Source organism: Methylosinus sp. sav-2 (assembly GCF_004366495.1).
Lineage (GTDB): Bacteria > Pseudomonadota > Alphaproteobacteria > Rhizobiales > Beijerinckiaceae > Methylosinus.
The window spans coordinates 21105-43433 of sequence record NZ_SOEJ01000022.1; the positions used below are offsets into that span (position 1 = coordinate 21105).

20 protein-coding genes and 1 pseudogene are annotated in these 22329 nt (G+C 64.7%); 10 read left to right on the top strand and 11 right to left on the bottom strand.

Annotated features, from left to right (window positions below):
• Positions 1 to 46: 46 nt before the first annotated feature.
• On the top strand, positions 47 to 1468 hold the full coding sequence (locus EDE12_RS20315; RefSeq protein ID WP_134188272.1) for a HAMP domain-containing sensor histidine kinase: 1422 nt from the start codon (positions 47 to 49) through the stop codon (positions 1466 to 1468).
• Here the strand turns inward: EDE12_RS20315 and EDE12_RS20320 are convergent.
• The 3 genes from EDE12_RS20320 to EDE12_RS20330 all read right to left on the bottom strand — a co-directional run bounded on the left by EDE12_RS20320 (position 1429) and on the right by EDE12_RS20330 (position 4416).
• Positions 1429 to 2271: a tRNA nucleotidyltransferase gene (locus EDE12_RS20320; RefSeq protein ID WP_026598086.1), complete on the bottom strand. Its 843-nt coding sequence runs from the start codon at positions 2269 to 2271 to the stop codon at positions 1429 to 1431. The genes EDE12_RS20315 and EDE12_RS20320 overlap by 40 nt on opposite strands.
• 56 nt (positions 2272 to 2327) lie before the next feature.
• Positions 2328 to 4076 carry a SulP family inorganic anion transporter gene (locus EDE12_RS20325; RefSeq protein ID WP_026598087.1) on the bottom strand — a complete coding sequence of 583 codons (1749 nt, stop codon included), beginning with the start codon at positions 4074 to 4076 and terminating at the stop codon, positions 2328 to 2330.
• 70 nt (positions 4077 to 4146) lie between these two features.
• Positions 4147 to 4416 (bottom strand): helix-turn-helix transcriptional regulator, encoded by a 270-nt coding sequence (locus EDE12_RS20330; protein WP_026598088.1) that lies wholly within the window; start codon positions 4414 to 4416, stop codon positions 4147 to 4149.
• Between the two features lie 132 nt (positions 4417 to 4548).
• Between EDE12_RS20330 and ung the strand changes: the two genes are divergently transcribed.
• The 3 genes from ung to EDE12_RS20345 all read left to right on the top strand — a co-directional run bounded on the left by ung (position 4549) and on the right by EDE12_RS20345 (position 7281).
• On the top strand, positions 4549 to 5214 hold the full coding sequence (ung, locus tag EDE12_RS20335; RefSeq protein WP_026598089.1) for a uracil-DNA glycosylase: 666 nt from the start codon (positions 4549 to 4551) through the stop codon (positions 5212 to 5214).
• A gap of 172 nt (positions 5215 to 5386) precedes the next feature.
• Positions 5387 to 6448: a phosphatase PAP2 family protein gene (locus tag EDE12_RS20340; RefSeq protein ID WP_084768393.1), complete on the top strand. Its 1062-nt coding sequence runs from the start codon at positions 5387 to 5389 to the stop codon at positions 6446 to 6448.
• A gap of 305 nt (positions 6449 to 6753) precedes the next feature.
• Positions 6754 to 7281 carry a hypothetical protein gene (locus EDE12_RS20345; RefSeq protein WP_024879334.1) on the top strand — a complete coding sequence of 176 codons (528 nt, stop codon included), beginning with the start codon at positions 6754 to 6756 and terminating at the stop codon, positions 7279 to 7281.
• Positions 7282 to 7354: 73 nt separating this feature from the next.
• Here EDE12_RS20345 and EDE12_RS20350 read toward each other — a convergent pair whose 3' ends face one another.
• The 6 genes from EDE12_RS20350 to EDE12_RS20375 all read right to left on the bottom strand — a co-directional run bounded on the left by EDE12_RS20350 (position 7355) and on the right by EDE12_RS20375 (position 13063).
• Positions 7355 to 8164 carry a GDSL-type esterase/lipase family protein gene (locus EDE12_RS20350; protein ID WP_024879335.1) on the bottom strand — a complete coding sequence of 270 codons (810 nt, stop codon included), beginning with the start codon at positions 8162 to 8164 and terminating at the stop codon, positions 7355 to 7357.
• Complete coding sequence (gene opgC, locus EDE12_RS20355; protein ID WP_026598092.1) at positions 8119 to 9219, bottom strand: OpgC domain-containing protein; 1101 nt, start codon at positions 9217 to 9219, stop codon at positions 8119 to 8121. The genes EDE12_RS20350 and opgC overlap by 46 nt, the downstream gene beginning before the upstream one ends.
• A gap of 107 nt (positions 9220 to 9326) precedes the next feature.
• Complete coding sequence (gene recF / locus EDE12_RS20360; protein ID WP_245511949.1) at positions 9327 to 10490, bottom strand: DNA replication/repair protein RecF; 1164 nt, start codon at positions 10488 to 10490, stop codon at positions 9327 to 9329.
• A 120-nt stretch (positions 10491 to 10610) separates the two neighbouring features.
• Complete coding sequence (locus tag EDE12_RS20365; RefSeq protein ID WP_084768396.1) at positions 10611 to 11810, bottom strand: ATP-binding protein; 1200 nt, start codon at positions 11808 to 11810, stop codon at positions 10611 to 10613.
• A 45-nt stretch (positions 11811 to 11855) separates the two neighbouring features.
• Positions 11856 to 12512, bottom strand: a complete 657-nt coding sequence (locus tag EDE12_RS20370) for an ATP-binding protein (RefSeq protein ID WP_084768398.1) — start codon at positions 12510 to 12512, stop codon at positions 11856 to 11858.
• Between the two features lie 140 nt (positions 12513 to 12652).
• Positions 12653 to 13063, bottom strand: coding sequence for a hypothetical protein (locus EDE12_RS20375; protein ID WP_026598093.1), 411 nt, complete (start codon positions 13061 to 13063; stop codon positions 12653 to 12655).
• Between the two features lie 406 nt (positions 13064 to 13469).
• Between EDE12_RS20375 and coaBC the strand changes: the two genes are divergently transcribed.
• The 6 genes from coaBC to dnaA all read left to right on the top strand — a co-directional run bounded on the left by coaBC (position 13470) and on the right by dnaA (position 19255).
• Complete coding sequence (gene coaBC / locus EDE12_RS20380) at positions 13470 to 14720, top strand: bifunctional phosphopantothenoylcysteine decarboxylase/phosphopantothenate--cysteine ligase CoaBC (protein ID WP_026598094.1); 1251 nt, start codon at positions 13470 to 13472, stop codon at positions 14718 to 14720.
• On the top strand, positions 14717 to 15202 hold the full coding sequence (gene dut, locus EDE12_RS20385; protein WP_026598095.1) for a dUTP diphosphatase: 486 nt from the start codon (positions 14717 to 14719) through the stop codon (positions 15200 to 15202). Before coaBC ends, dut begins: the two co-directional genes overlap by 4 nt.
• Complete coding sequence (locus tag EDE12_RS20390) at positions 15199 to 15645, top strand: Rrf2 family transcriptional regulator (RefSeq protein WP_024879341.1); 447 nt, start codon at positions 15199 to 15201, stop codon at positions 15643 to 15645. The genes dut and EDE12_RS20390 overlap by 4 nt, the downstream gene beginning before the upstream one ends.
• Positions 15646 to 15682: 37 nt before the next feature.
• Positions 15683 to 16456, top strand: coding sequence for an enoyl-CoA hydratase (locus EDE12_RS20395; RefSeq protein WP_026598096.1), 774 nt, complete (start codon positions 15683 to 15685; stop codon positions 16454 to 16456).
• A 140-nt stretch (positions 16457 to 16596) separates the two neighbouring features.
• Positions 16597 to 16863, top strand: a complete 267-nt coding sequence (gene rpsT, locus EDE12_RS20400; RefSeq protein ID WP_024879343.1) for a 30S ribosomal protein S20 — start codon at positions 16597 to 16599, stop codon at positions 16861 to 16863.
• A 904-nt stretch (positions 16864 to 17767) separates the two neighbouring features.
• Positions 17768 to 19255, top strand: a complete 1488-nt coding sequence (dnaA, locus tag EDE12_RS20405) for a chromosomal replication initiator protein DnaA (RefSeq protein WP_051465390.1) — start codon at positions 17768 to 17770, stop codon at positions 19253 to 19255.
• A 22-nt stretch (positions 19256 to 19277) separates the two neighbouring features.
• Here dnaA and EDE12_RS20410 read toward each other — a convergent pair whose 3' ends face one another.
• On the bottom strand, positions 19278 to 21323 hold the full coding sequence (locus tag EDE12_RS20410; RefSeq protein ID WP_198029867.1) for a glycosyl transferase: 2046 nt from the start codon (positions 21321 to 21323) through the stop codon (positions 19278 to 19280).
• A 97-nt stretch (positions 21324 to 21420) separates the two neighbouring features.
• Positions 21421 to 22329 (bottom strand): annotated as a pseudogene (locus tag EDE12_RS22005) (hypothetical protein); the annotation flags it as partial.

A 22329-nucleotide genomic window follows, 5' to 3' on the forward strand; every position in this document is an offset into this window, starting at 1 on the left:
GATGAGGCCATGGCCTTCGATGCCGCCGTCATCGAGGCTGCAATCGTTGTCGTCGCGATTGATCGTCTATGCGATCATCGGCTCCATTCTCGGCTATCTCATTCTGCCGCCCGTGATCGTCGTCGCCGTCCTGGTCTTGGTCCGGCCGGGAGGCGTCGCGGCTCTCGACGAGCTGCTGCGTCCGCGTGTGCAGGAGATGATGCTCGCGGCGCTGCGAAAGGACGCAGGCGGCGCAGGATCGATCACGATGACCGACGCATTGCGGGATTTTATTTCCGAGCACCCGGATTTTCGTTTTGGCGCCTTCGATCCGCGCACGGGGAAAGCGCTGTCGGGATCGTCGCCGGAAATGGCGGAGGCGTTCGAAGGCGTCGGCCGCCTCAAGCTGTCGAGATCGCCTATTCAAATCATTGTGGACGGAGCGGCGCGCAAAGGCGAGTCCTTCGTTCTCGACTCGCAGGTCGGCGAGGTCGTCGTCGCAACCGGCGGAGCGCAGTATCGATGGCGTGATTTCATGCGCTTGCCCTTCTATACGGCCACCCTGCCCGGCGCGATGTTCTTCCTTCCGAATTGGGTGGCCATGTGCCTCATCGCGCTCTTCGTCGTCCGTCGCGGTCTCGCGCCCATGCGCGCGGCGGCAGCGAAGATCGCGACGATCGACGTGAATTCGCTGAAGGAGGGCGTCGATCCCGACGAGGCGCCGTCGGAGATGCGGCCTTTCGTCGAGGCGGTGAACAAGGCTTTCGAGCGGGTGCGGGAAGGCGTCGAGCGCCAGAGGCGCTTCTCCGCCAATTCCGCGCATGAGCTGCGCACGCCGATCACCATTTTGCGCGCGCGCCTCGGCAAGATGGAGGAGGGGCCGCTCAAAGCCGAGATCGAGCGCGACGTCTTGCGCGTGCAGACGGTCGTCGAACAGATGCTGCTGCTCGCGCAGATCAGGGAGCGCGGGCCGATCGCGCCGCAAAGGATCGATCTGCACGATATCGTGCTGAGCGTCGCGGCCGATTATGTGCCGATCGCGATCGGCGATGATCGCGACATTCAGCTCGAGGCGCCGTCGCGCCATGTGATCGCGCTCGGATTGCGCTGGAGCGTCGAGAGCATCGTCGCCAATCTCATCGCCAATGCGGTGCGCGCCGAGCCCAGAGGCGGCGCCGTCGTCGTTCGCGTGCTGCCCGATTGCGTGATCGAGGTCGTCGATCACGGGAGCGGCGTCGCCGAAGCCGATCGCTGCCGCATTTTCGAGCCCTTCTGGCGCAAGGACGAGACGACGCCCGGCACTGGGCTCGGCTTGTCGATCGTCCGCGAGCTGGTCGAGCTGCAGGGCGGCGAGCTCGGCGTCGTGGAGACGCCGGGCGGCGGCGCGACCTTCCGTTTGCGTCTCCCTGCGGCCGGCGCCGAGTCGGAGCCGACGGCGACCGGCGCCGTTCAGCCCTCGCTCGACCAGCGCTGCGAGCGCAGCGCCTGAGCGATCGCCTCGGCGCGCGCCTCGGGCGTCGCGGGCTCGATCGGCAGGCAGGCGTTGCGCGCCGTCTCCAGCAGCACGGCCTTGGGATAGGCCTCGCCGGAGCGCCCGGAATGGGCGGTGAAATCGCAGCTGCACACTTCCATCAGCAGCGCGAAGCTCTCCGGCGCGTCGAAGGCGCCGAGCCGCTCCAACATTTGCGCCACCGGGCCGGCGCGCACTTCCGAGGCGCGATGCACGCGCTCGCATTCGGACAGCGCCGTCAGCGCCAGCGGGACGCAATCGGCGGGAACGCCGAAACGCTCGGCGATCCCGCTTATGCGCGGGCCGCCACGGTCTATGTGCTTGTAATGATGCGGCAGATGCTCACGCGGGGAGTCTCCCTTGCCGACATTCATCACCAGCAGGGCGAAGCGCACGGGAAGCGGCGCGTCTCTGCGCCCGGCCTCGTCCAGCGAGCGCAGCAAATGGGCGCCGAGATCGACCTCGCTCTGGCCGTCCGACAGTTGCGGCACGCCGAAAAGGGCGTCGACCTCCGGCAGAACGACCTGCAGCGCGCCGCAGATGCGCAGCACGCGGAACGCCTTGCCGGGCGCCGGTCCGCCGAGCGAGAGCAGCAGCTCCGGCCAGACATCGGCCGGATCGAGGCCGGCGAGGCAGCCGCTCTCGACCTGCTCGGCCATGAGATCGAGCGTCTCCTCGCCGGGATCGTCATCCGTCTCGGCGAGCAGCGCCGCCATTCGGAGAAGGCCGAGGCCGGGGTCGGTCTGGCCGAATTCGGGCAGGAAAAAAGGTTCTGAGGGCATGAGGCTTCGCGCGTGAGTGGTCCGCTGACGGCCTAGCAAACCGCTTGCCGCGCGCCTCACGCGCGGCCGGGCAGGGCGGCGCCGGTCATCCGCGGGGCGCGATTCTCGGGTGGCTTGGGCGCCGTGGCGCGGCTGCGCGCGTCGGCGACCGTGCCGGCATAGAGCGTCTCCGGCTCGTGCAAGCCGGCCGAGAGCAGCGCTCGCCGCACCGCCGGCCGCGCCCCGGCGACGCAAACCACCGTTCCCGCCTTTCGCAGTCGTGCGACAAAGCTCTCCAGCGCCCGCGCCGCCGTGCTGTCCACCAGCGGCGCCTCGCTGAAATCGAAGATGAAGACGCGCGGGTAGCGGCCGATCTCGTCCAGCGCCGCGCTCACCGTCGCCGAGGCGCCGAAGAAGATCGCGCCGCTGATCTTATAGACCATCACCTCGGCGTCGGAGGCGGCGGCGGAATCATAGGCGGGACGATGGCCGCCGTAATCATCGGCCTGATCCTCGTCGAGAAAGGCCTCGCCGGTCTGCACCTCGACGCTCTCGGCGAGGCGATGCAGGAAGAGGAAGGCGCCGAGCGTCACGCCGACGCCTATGCCGATCGTCAGATCCTCGAAAATGGTGAGCAGAAAGGTCGAGACCAGCACCAGAGCGTCGCCGCGCGAGGCTTTGAAAAGAGCTGCGAATTCCTTTTTCTCCGCCATGTTCCAGGAGACGACGGCGAGCACCGCGCCGAGCGCGGCGAGCGGAATGAAAGCCGCCAACGGAGCGGCGATCAGCATGAAGCCGAGCAGGAACAGCGCATGCAGCATGCCCGCGACCGGACCCTTGGCGCCGGAGCGCACATTGGTGGCGGTGCGGGCGATGGTTCCCGTCACCGGAATGCCGCCGAAGAGCGGCGCGACGACATTGGCGACGCCCTGCGCGGCGAGCTCGCAATTGGAGCGATGGCGCCGCCCGCTCATGCCGTCGGCGACGACGGCGGAGAGCAGCGACTCCATGGCGCCGAGCACGGCGATGGTCAGCGCGTCCGGCAGCAGCGCGCGCAGCCGCACGAGATCGAAATGCGGGACCGCCGGCGCCGGCAGTGTGCTCGGCACGCCGCCGAAGCGTGAGCCGATCGTCTCTATGTCGAGATGCAGCGCCGCCGTCGCCGCCGCGCAGACCGTCACGGCGATCAGCATTCCCGGCCAGCTCGGCCGCCAACGCCGCAGGCCGAGGATGATCGCCAGCGCCAGCGCCGAGACGCCGATCGTCGCCGGCTTGAGCGTGCCGCGCGCCTCCCACAGAGCCGTGAGCTTGGGGCCGAGCGCGGCCGGCTCCTGCGCGATGGAGAGGCCGAAAATCTCCTTGAGCTGGCTGGCGAAGATAATGACCGCTATGCCGGCGGTGAAGCCGACCGTCACCGGAAAGGGGATGTATTTTATGTAGGTGCCCCAGCGCAGCAGGCCGATGGCGAAGAGAATGACGCCCGCCATCATCGTGGCCAGCGCCAGCCCGTCATAGCCCTCGCGCTGCACGATGGCGAAGACGAGAACGATGAAGGCGCCCGCTGGCCCGCCGATCTGGAAGCGGCTGCCGCCGAGCATGGAGACGAGAAAGCCGCCGATGATCGCGGTATAGAGTCCGCGATCCGGGCTGAGCCCCGAGGCGATGGCGAAGGCCATCGAGAGCGGCAGCGCGACGATCGCGACAGTGAGGCCGGCGATGGCGTCGGCGCGCAGATCCGCGAGGCCGTAGCCCTCGCGTAAAATGGTGACGAGCTTGGGCGTGAACAGCTCGATGAAGCTGGGCTGGCGAAAACGTCGATCTCTCAACACTGGCTCCTTAGGTCGAGGAGCGGCGGGATCGTCGGCGCGAAGTCGGCGGTCGTCGTCGCGATTTATCCTATGTCGTCGGATTGGGCGGACCAGGGCGGCGCATCCTCACGCCGCGTCCGCCGCTTTCGCTGCGGGCGTTCTCGCCGAGCAGCTCGACGCCGGCCCCATTCAGCGCCTCGACGACTTTTGTGAGCGTCTCGATCACGCCGCGGACATTGCCCTCGCTCGCCTCCATGCGCTGAATCGTCGGCAGGGAGACGCCGGAAAGCTCGGCCAGCTTCTTTTGATCTATGCCGAGCAGCGCCCTCGCGGCGCGCAATTGAGCGGCGGTGATCATCTCATATGCTCACGCTTATTATATTAGCAGGCATGTTTTATCTCGCCAAGATGATGTTTAGAACATCATTCTCGCGCTTTTGCGACATGGCCGGGTTCTCGCCCGGCGCCGACGCATGTTAGCTTGGCGGATATGAACAAACCCGTTCAAATCGACGAGAGCTGGAAGCTGCGCCTCACGGCGGAGTTCGAGCAGCCCTATTTCGACGCATTGCGCCAATTCGTGCGCGAGGAATATGCGCGCGGCCCGGTCTATCCGCCGGCCAAGCAGATTTTCCGCGCCTTCGACGAATGCCCATTCGACGCCGTGGAAGTGGTGATCCTCGGCCAGGATCCCTATCACGGCCGCGGCCAGGCCAATGGCCTGTGCTTCGCTGTGGGTCGCGACATTCCGCCGCCGCCCTCGCTGCAGAACATCTTCAAGGAGATCGAGAGCGACCTCGGACGGCCCGCCTCGCGCGATCCCGATCTTTCGCGCTGGGCGCGGCAGGGCGTGCTGCTGCTCAACGCCACGCTCACCGTGCGCGACAGCGCCGCCGGCTCGCATCAGGGCAAGGGCTGGGAGCGCTTCACCGACGCCGCCGTGCAGGCGCTCTCTCGCGAGCGGGAGGGAATCGTCTTCCTGCTCTGGGGCAATTACGCGCGGCAGAAGGGCGCGGGCGTCGATCGCTCGCGGCATCTCGTGCTCGAGAGCGCGCATCCCTCGCCGCTGTCGGCGCGCGGCTTTTTCGGCTGCAAGCATTTCTCCAAGGCCAACGCCTATCTCGAATCGAAAGGACGCGCGCCGATAGACTGGTGAGATGCCTATATTACTGGAAGACATTATAAAATTAGTCGTTTACCGAAATGTAACCGCGGTTTCGTAGCTAAGTATTTATTGGAGCGCCGATGCGAGTCGGCATATTTCAGGGGCGTTTTCGTCGAGTTCGGCGGCGCGTCTCCAAATCATTTCGAGACGCGAGTTTTCGAGCATGCATTCTACGTTCTTTTGCAAGGCTGTTCATATTTCACGCCGATTTTACGACCTTTGTCTCGATCATCTGCGATCACGCTTCGTAGCGGTTCCATCGGCCGCCGTGCGCCTCAGCCTCGCGATGATGGCGAGCGCCTATGTCGGCGCAAAAGCGACGGGGCTGACGCTGCCATCCTTCCCGGACCCGAGCCTTTTCGTCGTCGCGGTCGTCGCTCTCGACCTCTATTGCCGCTTCGCCTCGCCGAGCTTCGTCTCGCGCGTCGCGCCGATATTCGTCTATTCGCTGATCTATATCGTGGCGACGTCGCTCGCAGGAATTTTCGCGAGCTATGCGACGCAGCGTCTCGCCATGCCGCTGCAGGACGAGCTGTTTCTCTCGCTCGATCGATGGCTCGGCGGCGATTGGCTGGCCTTCGCCCATTATGTCGACGATCGCCCCTTATTGGCGAAGTGGCTGCGGGAAGCTTATTCGAGCATGGCCATGCAGATCATCGCGCCTGTGGTTCTGCTGGTCGCGCTCGAGCGCATCGGCGAATTGCGCGTCTATCTTCTCGCATTCGCAATCGCGCTCACGGCGACGATCGTCATCGCCGCCTTCCTGCCGGCCTCGAGCGCTGTCACTCTCGTCGATAATTCGCTGTTTCACGAGCTTCGTTTCGGCGGTCGGACGCCGCTCGATCATCTGACCCGCCTACGCGAGTCCGCGCCGTTGAACCTCGAGAGCAGCACGATCGGCGGCCTTTTGAGCTTTCCCTCTTTTCACGCCGTGGTCGGCGCGCTGACGCCGCTGAGCCTGCGAACCGTGCGCCCGGCCTTCTATTTCTTGTGCGTCGTCGATATCGCACTGATGGCGGGCACGGTGACGGAAGGTGGGCATTATTTCGTAGATCCGATCGGCGGAGTCGCGCTCGCCTATCTGTCCTATCGATTGGCGCAGCGTATCGAGAGACGACGGCGTCGATCCATTCCATGTATCGGCGATACATTAGGATATCGCGCCGAGCGTCTCATGATAGAGGGTGGGCATCCGTCGCCGCTTTGCTTCGAGCTCGAGCGGTGAGGACGCCGACGCTCGTCGCTACTGCGGCGCAAAAATTGCTTTGTTCCTCCTGAGGAGCGACGAGCGTCGTCGTGCGGATCGAAAGCCGACATTTTTGTCGGCTCCGCGTCAGCGACAATGGAACGAATCGCACTCGCTCGATCTTTCGAGAGCGCTCCTTTTTCGTTTTCCTCGATGATCGACCTCGCGACGCGTCCGCTGGCTTGCGGGCCGTCGATTGCGAGTCCCGTCTCATCTATCCCCCAGGAAAATCGACCGTCACGGTCTCGAATGTTTCGAGAAGGGGCGGATAGCGAAAGCCGAACATGACGTCTATCGAAACGACCGCCTTCCAGCGCCTGGAGGCAGAAGGCCGGCTTTTGAAGCCCAGCCACAAGGGAGCGACGCATCACGCCGGCCGTTTCGGCTTTCGCGGCGAATTCGCCGTCACGCTCGATCCGCTGCTCGCATTGGAAGGCGTTCACGCCACTGCGGAGGAAGGCGACGCCGCACTGTCGTTTCTCGCCGGATCGCTCGCCTCGTTTCGTGAGCTTCCCGCTCTCGTCGCGGCGCTCGGCGCGAGCGCGAAGCCGGAGGGCAAATATTTCATCTATGTCTCCGATCTCGACCGCGCCTCGCGCTATGAGATCAGCATAGACGGCGTGCCGCTCTATGTTCTGCCGATCGACGACACCTCCGTCTACAATGAGCTGATCGAGCTTCTCTATCTCGATAAGACGAAGATGAAGAAATACGACACGGCCGAAAAGATCGACACGCTGGCCGATGGCGCGGCCAAATATGATCAGCGCTTCGAGTCCATCAGCTTCGAGGAAGGGTTGAAGCGCCTCTGAGCCTTCGGCGCTCGTCGACGCAGCGGCTTTCGCCCTGCGCCGACGCGCGCCTTCAATTCCCGCTCGGGGGCGCTTAGTTCCCGCTCGGGCGGCGTTTGGCGAACACGCCGACGATCACCGCGCGCGCGATATGCTCGGCCATGCATTGATAGCCGAGATCGTTGAGGTGGAAATTATCGCGCGCCATCATCTGCAGATTGGCGTGGTTCTGCGCGATGAAGCGCATCGCGTCATAGCGGCGCACATAGGCGACATTCTCCGCCGTCGCCACGCGCTGCAACACATTGCGGATCGCGAAATATTCCTCGTCGCGCGAGAAGCGCGAGCTGTATTGCAGGCCGACGAGAACGACGTCGATCTCATTGGCCTTCAGCCAGCGAATGGTCGAGCTCACCGTATTCTCGAACTCGTCCGGCGCGATGCGCACCAGCGCGTCATTGGTGCCGAGCTGCCAGAGCAGGAGATCGGGCTTTTCCCGCGCCACCTCGCTCTTGATGCGTTCGGCGGTGACGGCCGCCACCTCGCCGGAGACGCCGCGATTGGCGACCACGACATCGACGCCCTTCAGCGCCCCTTCCAAAATCGCCTCGAGCTGGGCTGGATAGCTCTTGGCGTCGGAGGTGGCGCCGACGCCGGAGGTAGAGGAGGAGCCGATGGCGAGAATGCTCGCCGTCTTGCGCTCGCGCAGCGCCTTGGCGAAATGCGGCAACGAGGCGGGCGCGGCGATATCGCCGGCCGGCGCCTCGCAGGCGGGACTGAGCGGCGGCGCCTCGGACGGCGGCGTGGACTCTGGCGCGCGTTCTTGCGCGAGCGCGAGCGACGCCGCGAGCGCCAGCGCTATGCAGGAGCCCGCGCCGATTTTGCCCGCAACCTTTCGCGCCATTCCGAAGCCCATGCGGTCGCCCCCATCGCAGCGATGCCGAACATTACGATAAAAGCGTCGCTTACAACATCCCCGCTATAGGCGAAGCGGAAGATCTGCCCGGCGAGGCTCAGCAGAGACCCGGCGCAGAATACATTGAGCGAATTGCGGCCGAGCGCCGACAAAAAATCGGCGAGGCGCGGAAGGCCTCGCGCGATCGCGTGGAAAGCGCCCGCGAAGACCGCGACGATGGCCAGATTGGAGAGCAGCCGCGCCGGCGACAAGAAGGTCTTGTCGAAAACGAAGAACAGCTTGGGCTCCGGCAGTGCGATCGGCGAGGGATCGAATTCGGTCCGCGCTGCGACGGCGCCGAGCAGCACGATCGGCAGCGCCGCCCACCACAGAGGCTTGCGATAGCGGCGCACGAGGCCGCCGATTCCATCCTCGCCGGCCAGCAGAAAGCCGAGCACGAAGACGAGCTGCCAGGCCAGCGGATCGAAAAACCAGGCGCCTTCGACCGGCCATGTGGGGAAATTGACGCCGAAGGCCAGCGCATAGGCCCAGAGGGCGAGCGAGGCCGGCAGCAGCAGCGCTCGCGCATGGCGATAGGAGAGGGCGATCAGCGGCGAGACCAGCATCAGCACGACATAGAGCGGCAGAATGTCGAAATAGCCGAGCTGAAAGGTGAGCAGCACGAGGCCGAGATTGGCGCGCACCGGATCGGAGAAAATCGCCGAGGCGTTGTTCCAGTCGAGCAGAAAGGGCGCGTCCAGCAGCAGCGAGGCGCCGGCGAGCAGCGCGACGGCCAATTGCGCGATCACCAGCTGCGCCAGATAGACGGTGAAGGCGCGCCCCTCGAGCCGCAGGATCAGATAGCGCGCCGAGAGCGGCTTCGCAGGGCCGTCCACCAGCTTGCGCAGCGCCCAGCCGGCGAGAAAGACGAACAGTTCCGCCGAATCGGAGATCGCCACATTGCGAAAGGTGAAGCGCTCGAAAAAAATCCCCGGAATATGATTCACGAAAATGGTGACGAGAGCGAAGCCGCGCCAAAAATCGATTTCATTCGGCTCGCGCATGCGCTTCTTCAATGGTTCAGCGGCTTCGTGTCCCACGGAGCCGAGGGGCCGGGGCGCGCTTGTTCAGGGCCTCGAATGCGGCCTTTTTTGGGAGCATTGCGAAAGACTCACATCGTGCGCTCGACGCGCCCTGGAAAGACGCGCAGGAGCTGCGCCCGGCCGCCCAGCGTGGCGAAGACTTCCGGATCGGCGCCCGTCATCCACACTTGTCCGCCGATGCGCGCAAGCTCGGCGTAGAGCGCCTCGCGCCGCAGCGGATCGAAATGCGCCGCCACCTCGTCCAGCAGCAGCAGCGGCGCGCGCCCCGTGGTCGCCGCCACCAGCCTCGCATGGGCGAGAACGAGACCGGCCAGCAGCGCCTTCTGCTCGCCGGTGGAGCAGGCGCGGGCGGCCTCGTCCTTGGGGCCGTGGCGCACGCGAAGATCGCTCGCCTGCGGTCCTTCCAGCGTGCGGCCGGCGGCGGCGTCGCGGCGGCGGGCGGCGGCGAGCCGCGCGCGATAGCGATCCTCCACCTGCAGCGCCGGTTCCTCGCCGATCATGCGCTCCAGCTCCCCCTCGATCGAAACCTGCGCCCAGGGAAAGGGCGAGCTGTCGTCGCGCTCTCTCGCGATGAGCGCGCGCAGCCGCAGCACCGTCTCGCCCCGCGCCGCCGCGACGGCCACGCCCAGGGCGGCGATCTCGCGCTCGGCGGCGTCCAGCCAGCGGGCGTCGGCGGTCTCCTCGGCGAGCAGCCGGTTGCGATTGCGCAGAGCGCGCTCGAGCTTCGCCGCGCGCGCGCCATGCTCGGCGTCGAGGCTGAGCGCCAGCCGATCCAGAAAACGCCGCCGATCGCCCGCCGGCCCCGCGAACAGCCCGTCCATCGCGGGGGTGAGCCACAGCGGGCGCAGATGATCGGCGAAAGCGCGGGCGGAGGAGACCGGCGCCCTGTCGATGCGAAAGCGCCGCGCCGCGCTCTGCTCGCCGCTGGCCGGCTCCAGTCCATGGCCGAGCTGCGTGACGGCGCCATCGGCGACGAGCTCGATCGAGACCGCGAAACCGCCGGAGCCCTGCCGCCGCGCGCAATCGGCCAGCTCCGCCCCGCGCAGCCCGCGCCCGGCCGAGAACAGCGACAGCGCCTCGAGAATATTGGTCTTGCCGGCCCCATTCTCGCCGGTGAGCGCCACCAGCTGCGCCTCTATCGCGCAATCCAGCGCGGCATAGGAGCGATAATCGGCGAGCTGCAGCCGCCGCGCCATGGGGGCGAGAATCGCGGGGGAGGGGCCGGACGTCATGCGGGACGCTTTGCCACGGCGGGGGGCGGAGGGCTAGCGGGGGTTAAAAACTCCAGTTTGCCTTTGGGAAGAAAGTGCCATGAGGTGACATTGGTGCCGGGTCCTTAATCGAGATGCGGACTATCCGTCGGATTCGCGACGGTGCCTGCGCACCCGAACAGCGGTATATTTTTGCTCAGGATGATTAGGGGCATGAGGCAATGTCATGCGTATGCTTTCTTCCTTCAGTAGTGAAGACAAATACGTCAGAACATGTTTGGGGTCGCGATGAAGATATTCGCTAAGTTGATCCTTAGAAAATGAACCTTTTTGGCACATTTCTACAATCAAAGCTTTTACTATTGACGGGCTTGCCCGCTTGCCGAGCCGTAAGAGCATCAGGCTTCCCTTAAGCTTGGTTGAGAAGACACTAGGAAATGTGGGAGCAGGCGGCAGGGAGGGCTTGTCAGGCAAGCTATCGGGTAACCCATCTTCGATATCTGGTAACCCTCCGCCCGATGACGCCTGCGCCAAGTGGCTGAGCATAGCGCTGCTGGCTACGTAGAAGGTCTGAGCCCCGTTTCCCCGCTTTTCGAGCAAACCAGCTCCGGTCAATCTGCGCAATTTGCCACTTGCACCTAATGTGTCGACGCCGGACAGCTCTCTAAGGGTTAAGTTACTGATTTGCCCGGCTTCCTTCACATAAGCGAGAGCCAAGCACTCGTCAGACGAGAGATTGTGTTCCTTATATCTAGACAGCCACGTCAACGTGACTTCATCCAATAGCTGATGGAATAGAAACGTCACTCTGAATATATCACTCTCCCTTTCGGACTCGAAGGCGGGGGAGGACAAGCCTGCTTGCTGTAAAAGTAGGCGCATAGTTCTCATGCCCGTGCCTTTTGTCTCAGCAAAGTCCGTCTCGTTAAGCAAGGCCGCGATATTAGGATTTCTGGCTATCGATCCATTGCGATCAAACTGATCTTGAGGCTTCATAGAATGGCCAGGGTTCTCAATAACAAGTCTATTTGAATAGCGAATTATCTGTATTGGTCTGTCAATTTTGTAATTTCTATGCATAAATGCATTTACAACAGCCTCCCGTATTGCCTTATATGGAATTATTGGCAGTTCAGTTCTCCTTGCGCGTCCGCCATCCGCAAGAGCGAACTTCTTCGGCAGGTCGTCGAGAATTGCGGATATGACGCGGTCAATGATCGATATGACGGGACCCCTAAAATCAATCGACGTAAACCGATTATTCGCGTCGTCGACCCATCCCTTACCTTGAACGCGAATATAATCAGCTCTAACAGATGGAAAAAATCTACGCAGCGACATAGTTTTTCCGAAGCATATAATACCGCACGCCGTAGCTCTTGTGACTTATTCAGCAGTCTTCAAGCTGGTCGTGCTATAAAGAATTTCGTCGTTTGTCATACTTAATACTAGTGACGTTGGTTTATGCTCCGCAATGAACCGCCTGTACAGTGCAATAGCGGTAGGGTCTATGTCCTGTGTGCTGGAGTCTCTAACCGTATGGGCGTCGTAGTTACTATGCGACCGATCTTGAAAAAAGGCGATTAAGTCATCCTGTGAACAATGAACGTCGCTTGATCCGATTCTCCGCAATACGCCACGCGGGAGCCCTAGGTTTTTGATCGAAATTGGCTTTTGCTCTGCAGGCAATTCAGCTATATCTATTCTTACTATTGTCCTATTTTGAATAAGCTCGCGCTTGACGATAGGCCGAATGGGGGTGTTAAACTTGCTCTGGCATGCTGATACGATGTCGCTTTGAATTTTATCTGGGTCTTTAATGCCAGTTAGCTTGTATACCGGAAATAATTGCCCAAGCTCTTTCTTTAAACCTAGCAGGATAACCCCGCCACCAAGACCCGGTTCGTTCGAGAATGCACAAATCGTTTCATAAATCGAGCTACCGACTTCGTTTCCTGACACCTCTTTTGCCTCTATAGCGTCAGATTCGTCCAGAAGATTTAGCTCGGCAATCAGATCGTCGGTGGACTTGCTATGAATCATGGTAGCCCTCACGACGAGAGCTTACCACGCTGCGCGCCAACGGAAAACGCGACGGTGCAGCCATCGGCGCGTCATTTTTCGTGAAAACCGGGTTGTGAATGACCGTCATGAGGCACGAGCGGAAACCGCCCTCGCCCCCCTCACGCCCGCCCATAAACCTCCGCCCCCGCCAGCAGCCGCAGACGGAAGCTCGCCACGTCGAAGATCGCCTCGCCGTCGGCCTCCTCTATGAGCGGCTCGGCGGCGGCGGCTTTCAGCAGATCGGGGTGGACGAGGCTGGCGCGGAGCCCGCCGCCGGGGGTCGTCCAGCCGCGTAGCGCATCGAGGCTCTGCAGGCGCAGCAGAGCGGTCACGCGCAGGTCTATGGCGACGGCGACGATATCGGCCGTGTCGGTCAGCCCGCGGCGCTCCAGCATCTCATAGAGCCGGGACGAGCGGGAGCCCGAGGCCCAGCGCTCCTCGACCGGAAGCGCGCGCAGCATGTCCATGACCTCGCCGAGCAGATCGGCCGAGATCGGAATGCGATTCACCTTGTCCAAATAGTCCGACATCCCTTCCCTCATTCCTGCGCGCGCGAATATAGACCATGGCGCCGCGACCGGATACGGCTTCTAGGGGAGGGCGATCGGGCTGGGCGGCGACCCCAGCCCGGACCGTTGCACGGTCCAACACTCCCCCTGAAGGGGAGGGTGGAAAACCGGCGCTCTTTCCGGGCCGGCGCGAAAAAGAGTATTCTCTTCCCTCTCTACGGCTTCCGGCTGATTGGTTCGCGCAATATTTGCCGCTTTCCTTCTCCCCGCATTGTGGGGAGAAGGTGAGGATGAGGGGCTCGGGGCGTTTTCCGTCTGTGGCTCACGCCCCGAGCCCCTCACCCCGGCCCTCTCCCCGCGAGCGGGGAGAGGGAGAACGCGCCGAACCATTCAGCCGGAAGTCGTATCCTAGCAGCGGAGCCGTCGCTTGGTTTCTTCCGATCCGCAGAGCCTCTCGGGCAAGCGCATTCTGCTCGTCGTCGGCGGCGGCGTCGCCGCTTATAAGGCGCTCGAGCTGGTTCGCCGGCTGCGCGAGCGCGGCGCCTTCGTGCGCGTCGTGCTCACCGCGGCGGCGGCGCGTTTCGTCACGCCGCTGTCCTTCGCCAGCCTCTCCGGCGAGCGCGTCTATGAGGACCTCTTCTCGCTCACCGACGAGCAGGAGATGGGCCATATCAGGCTCTCGCGGGAGGCCGATCTCGTCGTGGTCGCGCCGGCGACGGCGCATCTTCTGGCGCGCATGGCGCAGGGGCTCGCCGATGATCTGGCGACGACGCTGCTGCTCGCCACCGACAAAAGGGCGCTGCTGGCGCCGGCGATGAATCTGCGCATGTGGCTGCATCCGGCGACGCAGCGCAATGTCGCGACCTTGCGCGGCGACGGCGCGCTCTTCGTCGGGCCGGACGATGGCGAGATGGCCTGCGGCGAATTTGGCCCCGGCCGCATGGCGGAGCCGCTCGCCATCGTCGCCGCCATAGAGGCCGCGCTGCGCGGCGATACGGTTCTGCCGCCGCCCGTCGCGGGGCAGGGGAGGCTCGCCGGGCGCCATGTGCTCGTCACCTCCGGGCCGACGCGCGAGCCGATCGATCCGGCGCGCTTTCTCTCCAACCGCTCCTCCGGCAAGCAGGGCCACGCCATCGCCGCGGCGGCGGCGCAGGCCGGCGCGCGCGTCACTCTGGTCAGCGGCCCGGTCGAGATCGCCGATCCAAAAGGCGTCGCCACGCGTCATGTGGAGACGGCGCAGCAAATGCTCGAGGCGGTGGAGGCGGCGCTGCCGGCCGATGTGTTCATCGGCGCCGCGGCCGTCGCCGATTGGCGCGTCGAGCCTTCCGCCGACAAGATCAAGAAGGGCGCCTCGCGCGAGCCGCCGACGCTCGTGCTGCGCGAGAATCCGGATATTCTCGCCAGCGTCGCGCAGAGGCGCGAGGGGCGGCCGGCGCTGGTCGTCGGCTTCGCGGCGGAAACGCGCGACGTGCTCCTCCATGCGCAGGAGAAGCTCGCGCGCAAAGGTTGCGATCTCATCGTCGCCAATGACGTCGGCGCTGGAGTCTTCGGCGCGGACAGCAATGAGGTTCACCTCGTCTCGCGCGCCGGCCTCGCCTCCTGGCCGCGCTTGGACAAGACCGAGGTCGCGGCGCGGCTCATCGCGCATATCGCCGACACGCTGGGAGAGACGCCGTGACCAAGATCGCCATCCGCCGCCTTCCGCATGGCGAAGGCTTGCCGCTTCCCGCCTACGCCAGCGCGGGCGCGGCGGGGCTCGATCTTCGCGCCGCGCTCGCGCCCGGCGGCAAGCTGGTGCTGGAGCCCGGCGCGCGCGATCTGGTGCCGACGGGCCTCTCGCTGGCGCTGCCGCCCGGCTATGAGGCGCAGGTGCGGCCGCGCTCCGGCCTGGCGCTGGAATTCGGCGTCAGCGTGCTCAACGCGCCCGGCACCATCGATAGCGATTTTCGCGGCGAGGTGAAGGTTCTGCTGGTCAACTTCGGGACGCATCCATTCGAGATCTCGCGCGGAATGCGCATCGCGCAGCTCGTGGTGGCGCGCTACGAGCATGTCGAGCTCATCGAGGCGACGGAAGCGCTGGAGGAGACCGCGCGCGGCGACGGCGGCTTCGGCTCGACTGGGACGAGCGAGGTTGCGCCGGGCGAGGGCGGAGCCGAATGAGCCTTCTGCCGCGTCCCGCGCGTCTCGCCGTGCTGGCGGCGCTCGACATCGCCTTGCATGCGCGGGCGCGGCCGGTGTCGTCGCGGGCGCTGGCGGCGCGTCACGATCTGCCGCCGCGGCATCTCGAGAGCATGCTGCAGGCCATGGTGCGCGCCGGCATTTTGAAGAGCGTGCGCGGCCCGGCCGGCGGCTATGAGCTGGCGCGCGAGCGTCGCCGTCTCTATGTCGGCGAGATCGTGCGCGTCGCTCTGCGCGCGGAGGAGGGCGCGCAGAATGGCGAGGAGCCGCGTCTGCTGGCGCTCGCGGTCGATCCGCTCTTCGCGGAGGCGGAGCGTCAGGCGCTGGCCAAGCTCGATACGATCACGCTGGACGAGCTGCATGGGCGCGCGGTCGCCGCCGGCCTCGGCGAGATCGAGGCGAATGAGGGCGACTTCGAAATTTGATGGGCGCATGATAGCGACGGAAAGCAGGAGGCCGGCCTTGGATTACGAGACGATCGAGATCGAGACGCATGATCGTGTCGCGCTGCTGCGGCTCAACCGGCCGCGCGCGCTCAATGCGCTGAATGCGCGGCTGATCGGCGAGATCGCCGACGCTTTGACGCATTTCGAGGCGGACCCTCAAATCGGCTGCGTGGTGCTGACCGGCTCGGCGGAGGCCTTCGCCGCCGGCGCCGACATAAAGGAGCTGCGCGACAAGACCGTCGCCGAAGCCTATCTCGACGATTTCCTGGCGCGCTGGGACGGCGTGGCGCGCGCGCGCAAGCCCGTCATCGCCGCCGTCGCCGGCTATGCTCTGGGCGGCGGCTGCGAGCTCGCCATGATGTGCGATTTCATTCTGGCCGCCGACACGGCCAAATTCGGCCAGCCCGAGATCAAGCTGGGCGTCATTCCCGGCTCCGGCGGCACGCAGCGGCTGGTGCGCTCCATCGGCAAATCCAAGGCCATGGAGCTGGTCCTCACCGGCCGGCTGATGGGCGCGGAGGAGGCCGAGCGCTGCGGCCTCGTCGCCCGAATCGTTCCTGCGGACAAGCTTCTGGAAGAGGCGCTGAAGAGCGCGCGGACCATCGCCGCTCTGTCGCTGCCGGCCGTGCTGATGGCCAAGGAGGCGGTCGAGCGCGCCTATGAGACGCCGCTCTCGGAAGGCGTGCGTTTCGAGCGGAGATTGTTCTATTCGCTGTTCGCGACGCATGATCAGAAGGAGGGCATGACCGCCTTCATCGAGAAGCGCCCGCCGCGTTTCGAGCATCGCTGAGCGCGCCGCTCCGGCCCGGCCATTGACGAAACGACGCCGGCCCGCGTATAAGGCCGGCGAACTGGCCGCGATTTCGCGGCCGCTTTGCTTTTTTGGGCGGCGACCCCGCCCGCCTCGCCTCGACCGTCGAAGGAACAAAGATGGCCAACACCAGCTCGGCCAAGAAGGCCGTCCGCAAGATCGCCCGGCGCACGGCCGTCAACCGCGCGCGTCGCAGCCTGCTGCGCACGCAGGTCCGCAAGGTCGAGGAGGCGATCGCCAGCGGCGACGCCGCGACGGCCGCCGCCGTGCTCAAGAGCGTCGCGCCAGTCGTGATGCGCGCCGCGCAGCACGGCGTCATTCACAAGAACACCGCATCGCGCAAAGTCTCGCGTCTCACGGCGCGCGTGAAGGCTCTTTCTGCCTGATCTTTTCTTGCGCAAACGGCGTGTTTCGAAAGCCCGGCTCCGCCGGGCTTTTTTGCGTTCTGCGTAATATTTCGACGCACGGGCAAACCGACTCCGCTAGTCTTCGTAGTGTGAGATTTTTTTTCACACGCTTTTCTTGTGCGCAGCGTATACGGTTTAAAAACAGTTAATTGCGTTAAAGGCCCGCTGCGTCGCCAAGGCTCGCCGGGCTTGACAGGCCCCGTTCGTTAACGCGCGCGCTGCAACAATGCGAAGATCGCCGTGTCACGCCTTCCACCGTCGTAAGTTTTTCTGAGCGACGAATCATGACTTTATCCAGGCGAAGGGCGTGACTGCGGCTGCGATGCGGCGACGTTCCGCGCATTCTGCGGCTCGACGATCGTTGCGTGCGCAAAAGCGGGCGTGTAGGTTCGAAATGTGGCGTGGCGCTGAGGAGCGGCGTCGCTTGGATGGGTGAGTAGACGCATGTAAGCCTCCGGGTGACACCTTCTCTGCGATGGACTGCCCGACGCGTTCCACGAATGCGTCGACCACACCACGAATGCATCGGCCGATTCCCGCTGGGTGCGTTTCTGTCTGCGTATCTTCAGATCCGATTGTAAGGACCGCGACGGGCTTTCGCTCATCGCGGATGTAGGGGTGATGTGATGGCTTTTGGGCGGCGAGCCGACACGAGACCGAGCGACGACGTAGCGCAGCGCTACGACGCGCGAGGTCGCAGTCGAAAGGACGGACGAAGTCCCTTCGACCTCGGCGAAAATTCCGTGGGTCCCCCGAACCAGCTTTAAGCGTCCTCTAAGCGTCGATCGCGCATATCGATCGAAACCGACCGATCTATCCGTTTCACTATGACGACGCTGTCGAGGCGCCGCGCCTCGACTCGTCTTCAGCGCGAAAGAAAGCCATGTCCGATAATAGCGATGACCAGTCGAATTCCAGCGAGCTGTCGGCGGAGGGCCGGCAGAAATGGGAGCGCGTGCGCGGGCGGCTGCGCGCCGAGCTCGGCGAGGCCGTCTACAGCTCCTGGTTCGCGCGGCTGGAGCTCGAAGGCATGAAGGACGGCGCAGCGCTGCTGACGGTGCCGACGAAATTCTTGAAGAGCTGGATTCAGTCTCACTATGCGGATCGCATCCGCACGCGGCTGTGCGCCGAATTCACCTCGCTCGAGCAGATCGTCATCGACGTGCGCTCGCCGACGCGCCGTGCGCGCCCTCGTGATGCGGACGCCGTTTCCGGCGCCGTCGTCGAGAAGGCGCAACCGGCGCCTGCGGCCATTGTCGTCGAGCGCTCGGAGGCGCAGCACGTCAAGGCGCCGATGCGTCCCGCGGCGCGCGGCGACGGCGAGTCTTTCGGCGGTTCCCCGCTCGATCGTCGTCTGTCTTTCTCGACCTTTCTCGTCGGCCCCTCGAACCAGCTCGCCTATGCGGCCGCCTGTCGCGTCGCCGACGCCCGTCCCGGCGAGCATCCGCTGTTCAATCCGCTCTACACTCATGCGGCCGTCGGACTCGGCAAGACGCATCTTCTGCAGGCGGTGGCGCGCTCGGCCAATGACAATAAGCGCCGCGTGCTCTATCTCACTGCCGAGAAATTCATGAGCGGCTTCGTCTCGGCGCTGACGCAGCAAAATTCGATCGCCTTCAAGGAGCGGCTGCGCAACATCGACGTGCTGATCATCGACGATGTGCAATTTCTGCAGGGCAAGTCGATCCAGCAGGAGTTCTGCCACACGCTGAACTCGCTCATCGACGCCGGCAAGCAGGTCGTCGTCGCCGCCGATCGCCCGCCCTCCGACCTCGAGACTCTCGACGAACGCGTGCTCTCGCGCTTCAAGGGCGGGCTCTGCGTCGACATCGGCCCGCTCGACGAAGAATTGCGCATGAAGATTTTGGAGGCGCGCATCGCCGCCGCGCAGGAGGCGCAGCCCAATTTCCATGTGCCGCCGGCGGTCATGTCCTATATCGCCAAGACCATCGTCACCAATGGCCGCGATCTCGAAGGCGCGGTCAATCGCCTGCTCGCCCATTCGACGCTGAACGGCGCGCCGCTCTGCGTCGAGACGGCGGAGAACGCCATTCGCGATCTCGTTCGCAGCGCCGAGCCCAAGCGCGTCAAGATCGACGACATTCAAAAGCTCGTCGCCAGCCATTACAATATCTCGCGCGCGGATATTCTCTCCTCGCGCCGCACCGCCAATGTCGTGCGCCCGCGGCAGATCGCCATGTATCTGTCCAAGGTGCTGACGCTGCGCTCGCTGCCGGAGATCGGCCGGCGCTTCGGCGGACGCGACCATACGACCGTGCTGCACGCCGTGCGCAAGGTCGAGGAGCTCGCCTCCAAGGACAAGAGCCTGTCCGAGGTTATCGAGCTCTTGAAGCGAATGCTCGCCGAGTGAGCGAGGGATCACGGCCGCGCGCTCAGCGCGGCCGCCACATCCGCGCGTCTGGCTCTATCGGATAGGCGGCGTCCCACTCCGCCAGCTTGCTCTGATAGAGCGTGCGATAATCGGCGTCGCTCAGCAGCTCAATCTTTTCGAGATCGAGATCGAGCCCGATCTCGTGATAAATATCGAGATTGCGCAGATCCGGCCGCGGCAGCTCGCCGCTCTCGTAATCGCGCCACATGTCGCGATAGAGCGTCTCCAAATCGCCGACGAGCCGCGGCGTGTCGAACAGCAGCGACGTCTCGCGCACATTGGCGAGCCTGTCCCGTAGGCCCGCGAGCTTGCGCCTGTCCTTGCCGAGCTCGATGGCGAGCGCGACGTAATCGTCCGCCGAGGCGCAGGCGAGCTCGCCGACGCCCGCCGCGCGCACCAGGCTGGCGCAGACGCGCGAGGCGAAGCTGCGGCCGGCGAAGGTGACGATCGGCACGCCCATCCACAGCGAGTCGGCCGCCGTCGTATGGGCGCCATAGGGGAAATTGTCGAGAAACAGATCGGCGAGCGGATAGCGCGCCAAATGATAGGGATTGGCCATCTTCTCGGCGAAAATGATGCGCTCCGGCGCGACGCCGCGCGCTTTCGCCTCCTCGCGCACGCGGGCGTTGGTCTGCTCCGTGCCGGTCAGCAGCCACAGCACGCTACCCGGAACCGCCGTCAGAATGCGCGCCCAACGATCGAAGGTGAGGGCGGTGAGCTTCTGCATGCCGTTGAGCGAGCAATAGACGAAGGCGTCCTCCGGCAATCCCGCCTCGACGCGCGTCGGGCGCTGCGGCGCGACGACGCGCTTGCGATCATTGGGCTGGTAGCAGGCGAGCCGCGCCACCTTCTCCGAGTAGTAGATCTCCGCGCCTTCGGGAATGATCACCGGATCGGCGATGATGTAATGATGATAGGGGCTGCCCATCGTGCCGGGGAAGCCGAACCAGTTGACGATGATCGGCGCCGGCCGCAGCGAGAACACCTTGGTGCGCGCATCCTTGGTGTAGCCGTTGAGATCGACGAGAATGTCGATCTCGTCCTCGGCGATTTTTTTCGCCGCCGTCTCGTCGTCCATTCCGTTGATGTCGGTCCAGCGATCGACGGCGGCGGCGATGCGCTCGCGCGTCGGATCATTGCGCGCGATGCCGCAATAATAGGCGTAGATCTCGAAATGCGCGCGATCATGCGACTCCAGCACATCGGTCATGGCGAAGCCGACCGCATGCTCGCGCAGATCGGAGGAGACATAGCCGATGCGCAACCGCTGCTTGCGCGCCCGCTTCGGCTCGGCTGCGCGCAGGCTGCGCTCGGGTAGGCCGCGTTTGGGCCGGCCGATGGAGCGCTTCTCGTAATGATGCGCCTTGGCGAGCTGGAACATCGGATCGTCGGCATGATTGGCGAGCGACAGCGACGAAATGCCATTGGCGAGATCGGCGAGGCTCACGCGCTCGGAGGGCTGCACGACCGGCCATTTGCATTGGCGCTGGCGCAGCGCGATCCAATGCTGCACGACTTCCTGCCGCTTGGGATCGATCTCCAGGATTTGCCGCAGCGCGTCTTCCGCCGCCTCGTCCTTATTGAGGCTCTCGAGCACGCGCCCGGTCTGCTGCAGCGCGCTGAGCTTGTGAGCGACCGACTCGCCATTGACGGCGGCGGTCCGCTCGACGAGCGCCATCCATTGCGCGACCGCCGCGCCGACGAGGCCGGAATCCTCGAGCAGCCGCCCCAGATTGATATAGGGCGGCTGGAAATCCGGCTGAATGCGGATCGCTTCGCGCAGCGCATTGATCGCGCCCGGGCGATCGCCCGAGTCGGCCAGCGCGGTCGCAAAGTTGAAATAGGCCGCATAGACGACGGGATCGTCGGCGTTGAAGGCGATCCAATGCTTGTAGAGCTCGGCCGCCCGCCGATCGAGCCCCAACGCTTTCAATTGCGCGGCGGCGGTGAACAGATCGGCGATGGTCAGCTTGCGCGAGTAGGATTTTTCGATCGCTGCCTGGAACAGCGCGAGGGCGGTCTCCGATTCGTTCGGCTGCGTGGTCATGTCGACGTCCATTCGAGAGGGCGGCGCCCGGGCGATGCCGCCCGGAGCGCCGTTGCGGACGGGTGACGAAAGTCACCGCGTCTCGCGCCCCTCGCCGTCAGCCGATGAGAGACACGAGCGCGATAGCTTGATCCACGGACATTGCCTGAATCTGGGTTGTCGTGAAGGCGTTGCCCTGGGTCGTGCTGAGCGCGGCGATATCCGCGGTGGTCAGGCCGGCGATGGCCGTGGTCGTCAGCGCCGGAATGCCCGTCGTGCTGCTCAGAGCGCTGAAGTTGGTCGTGCTCAGCGCGGTGAGCTGCGTCTTGGTGAGGCCCGCGACCTGCGTGCTGCTCAGCGTGTTGATCTCGGTCGTGGTCAGCGAGTTGATCGATGTCGCCGAGAGCGCGCCGACCTGCGCCGAGGTCAGCGCCCCGACCTGCGTCGAGGTGAGATTGCCGACCGCGGTCGAATCCAGTCCGCCGATCTGGCTCGTCGAGAAGTCGCCGGCGTCGATCGCATCCAGATAGCTCGCCGACAGCCCGTCCAGCTGCGTCGCGGTGAGGCCGCGAACCTGCGTCGAGGTGAGGTCGGTGACCTGCGTGGTGGAGAGGTTCGAGATTGCCGTGGTGGTGAGCTTGCCGAGCTGCGTTGCGGTGAGGCCGGCGAGCTGCGTGGAGGTGAAGGCCTGCACCTCGGTCGAGGTCAGCGCGCCGAAGGCGGTGGCAGAGAGCGAGCCGATCTGGGTGGCGGTGAGATTGCCGACCTGGGTCGTCGAAAGATCGCCGACGCTTGTCGCGCTGAAGGCCGCGATCTGGCTTGTCGAGAAGTCGGCTGCGTCGATAGCGTCGAGATAGGAGGCGGCGAGGCCGCCGATCTGCGTTGCGGTGAGGCCGCGCACCTGCGTCGAGGTCAGATCAGTGACCTGCGTGGTCGAGAGGTTCGAGATCGCCGTGGTGGTGAGCTTGCCGAGCTGCGTTGCGGTGAGGCCGGCGAGCTGTGTGGAGGTGAAGGCCTGCACCTCGGT

What these genes read in the sequence shown, in the direction of transcription:
- EDE12_RS20320 (WP_026598086.1), bottom strand. Translation starts at nt 2,271, where the DNA reads ATGCCCTCAGAACCTTTTTTCCTGCCCGAATTCGGCCAGACCGACCCC.
- EDE12_RS20330 (WP_026598088.1), bottom strand. Translation starts at nt 4,416, where the DNA reads ATGATCACCGCCGCTCAATTGCGCGCCGCGAGGGCGCTGCTCGGCATA.
- ung (WP_026598089.1), top strand. Translation starts at nt 4,549, where the DNA reads ATGAACAAACCCGTTCAAATCGACGAGAGCTGGAAGCTGCGCCTCACG.
- EDE12_RS20340 (WP_084768393.1), top strand. Translation starts at nt 5,387, where the DNA reads ATGCATTCTACGTTCTTTTGCAAGGCTGTTCATATTTCACGCCGATTT.
- EDE12_RS20345 (WP_024879334.1), top strand. Translation starts at nt 6,754, where the DNA reads ATGACGTCTATCGAAACGACCGCCTTCCAGCGCCTGGAGGCAGAAGGC.
- EDE12_RS20350 (WP_024879335.1), bottom strand. Translation starts at nt 8,164, where the DNA reads ATGGCGCGAAAGGTTGCGGGCAAAATCGGCGCGGGCTCCTGCATAGCG.
- opgC (WP_026598092.1), bottom strand. Translation starts at nt 9,219, where the DNA reads ATGCGCGAGCCGAATGAAATCGATTTTTGGCGCGGCTTCGCTCTCGTC.
- recF (WP_245511949.1), bottom strand. Translation starts at nt 10,490, where the DNA reads ATGACGTCCGGCCCCTCCCCCGCGATTCTCGCCCCCATGGCGCGGCGG.
- EDE12_RS20365 (WP_084768396.1), bottom strand. Translation starts at nt 11,810, where the DNA reads ATGTCGCTGCGTAGATTTTTTCCATCTGTTAGAGCTGATTATATTCGC.
- EDE12_RS20370 (WP_084768398.1), bottom strand. Translation starts at nt 12,512, where the DNA reads ATGATTCATAGCAAGTCCACCGACGATCTGATTGCCGAGCTAAATCTT.
- EDE12_RS20375 (WP_026598093.1), bottom strand. Translation starts at nt 13,063, where the DNA reads ATGTCGGACTATTTGGACAAGGTGAATCGCATTCCGATCTCGGCCGAT.
- EDE12_RS20390 (WP_024879341.1), top strand. Translation starts at nt 15,199, where the DNA reads ATGAGCCTTCTGCCGCGTCCCGCGCGTCTCGCCGTGCTGGCGGCGCTC.
- rpsT (WP_024879343.1), top strand. Translation starts at nt 16,597, where the DNA reads ATGGCCAACACCAGCTCGGCCAAGAAGGCCGTCCGCAAGATCGCCCGG.
- dnaA (WP_051465390.1), top strand. Translation starts at nt 17,768, where the DNA reads ATGTCCGATAATAGCGATGACCAGTCGAATTCCAGCGAGCTGTCGGCG.
- EDE12_RS20410 (WP_198029867.1), bottom strand. Translation starts at nt 21,323, where the DNA reads ATGACCACGCAGCCGAACGAATCGGAGACCGCCCTCGCGCTGTTCCAG.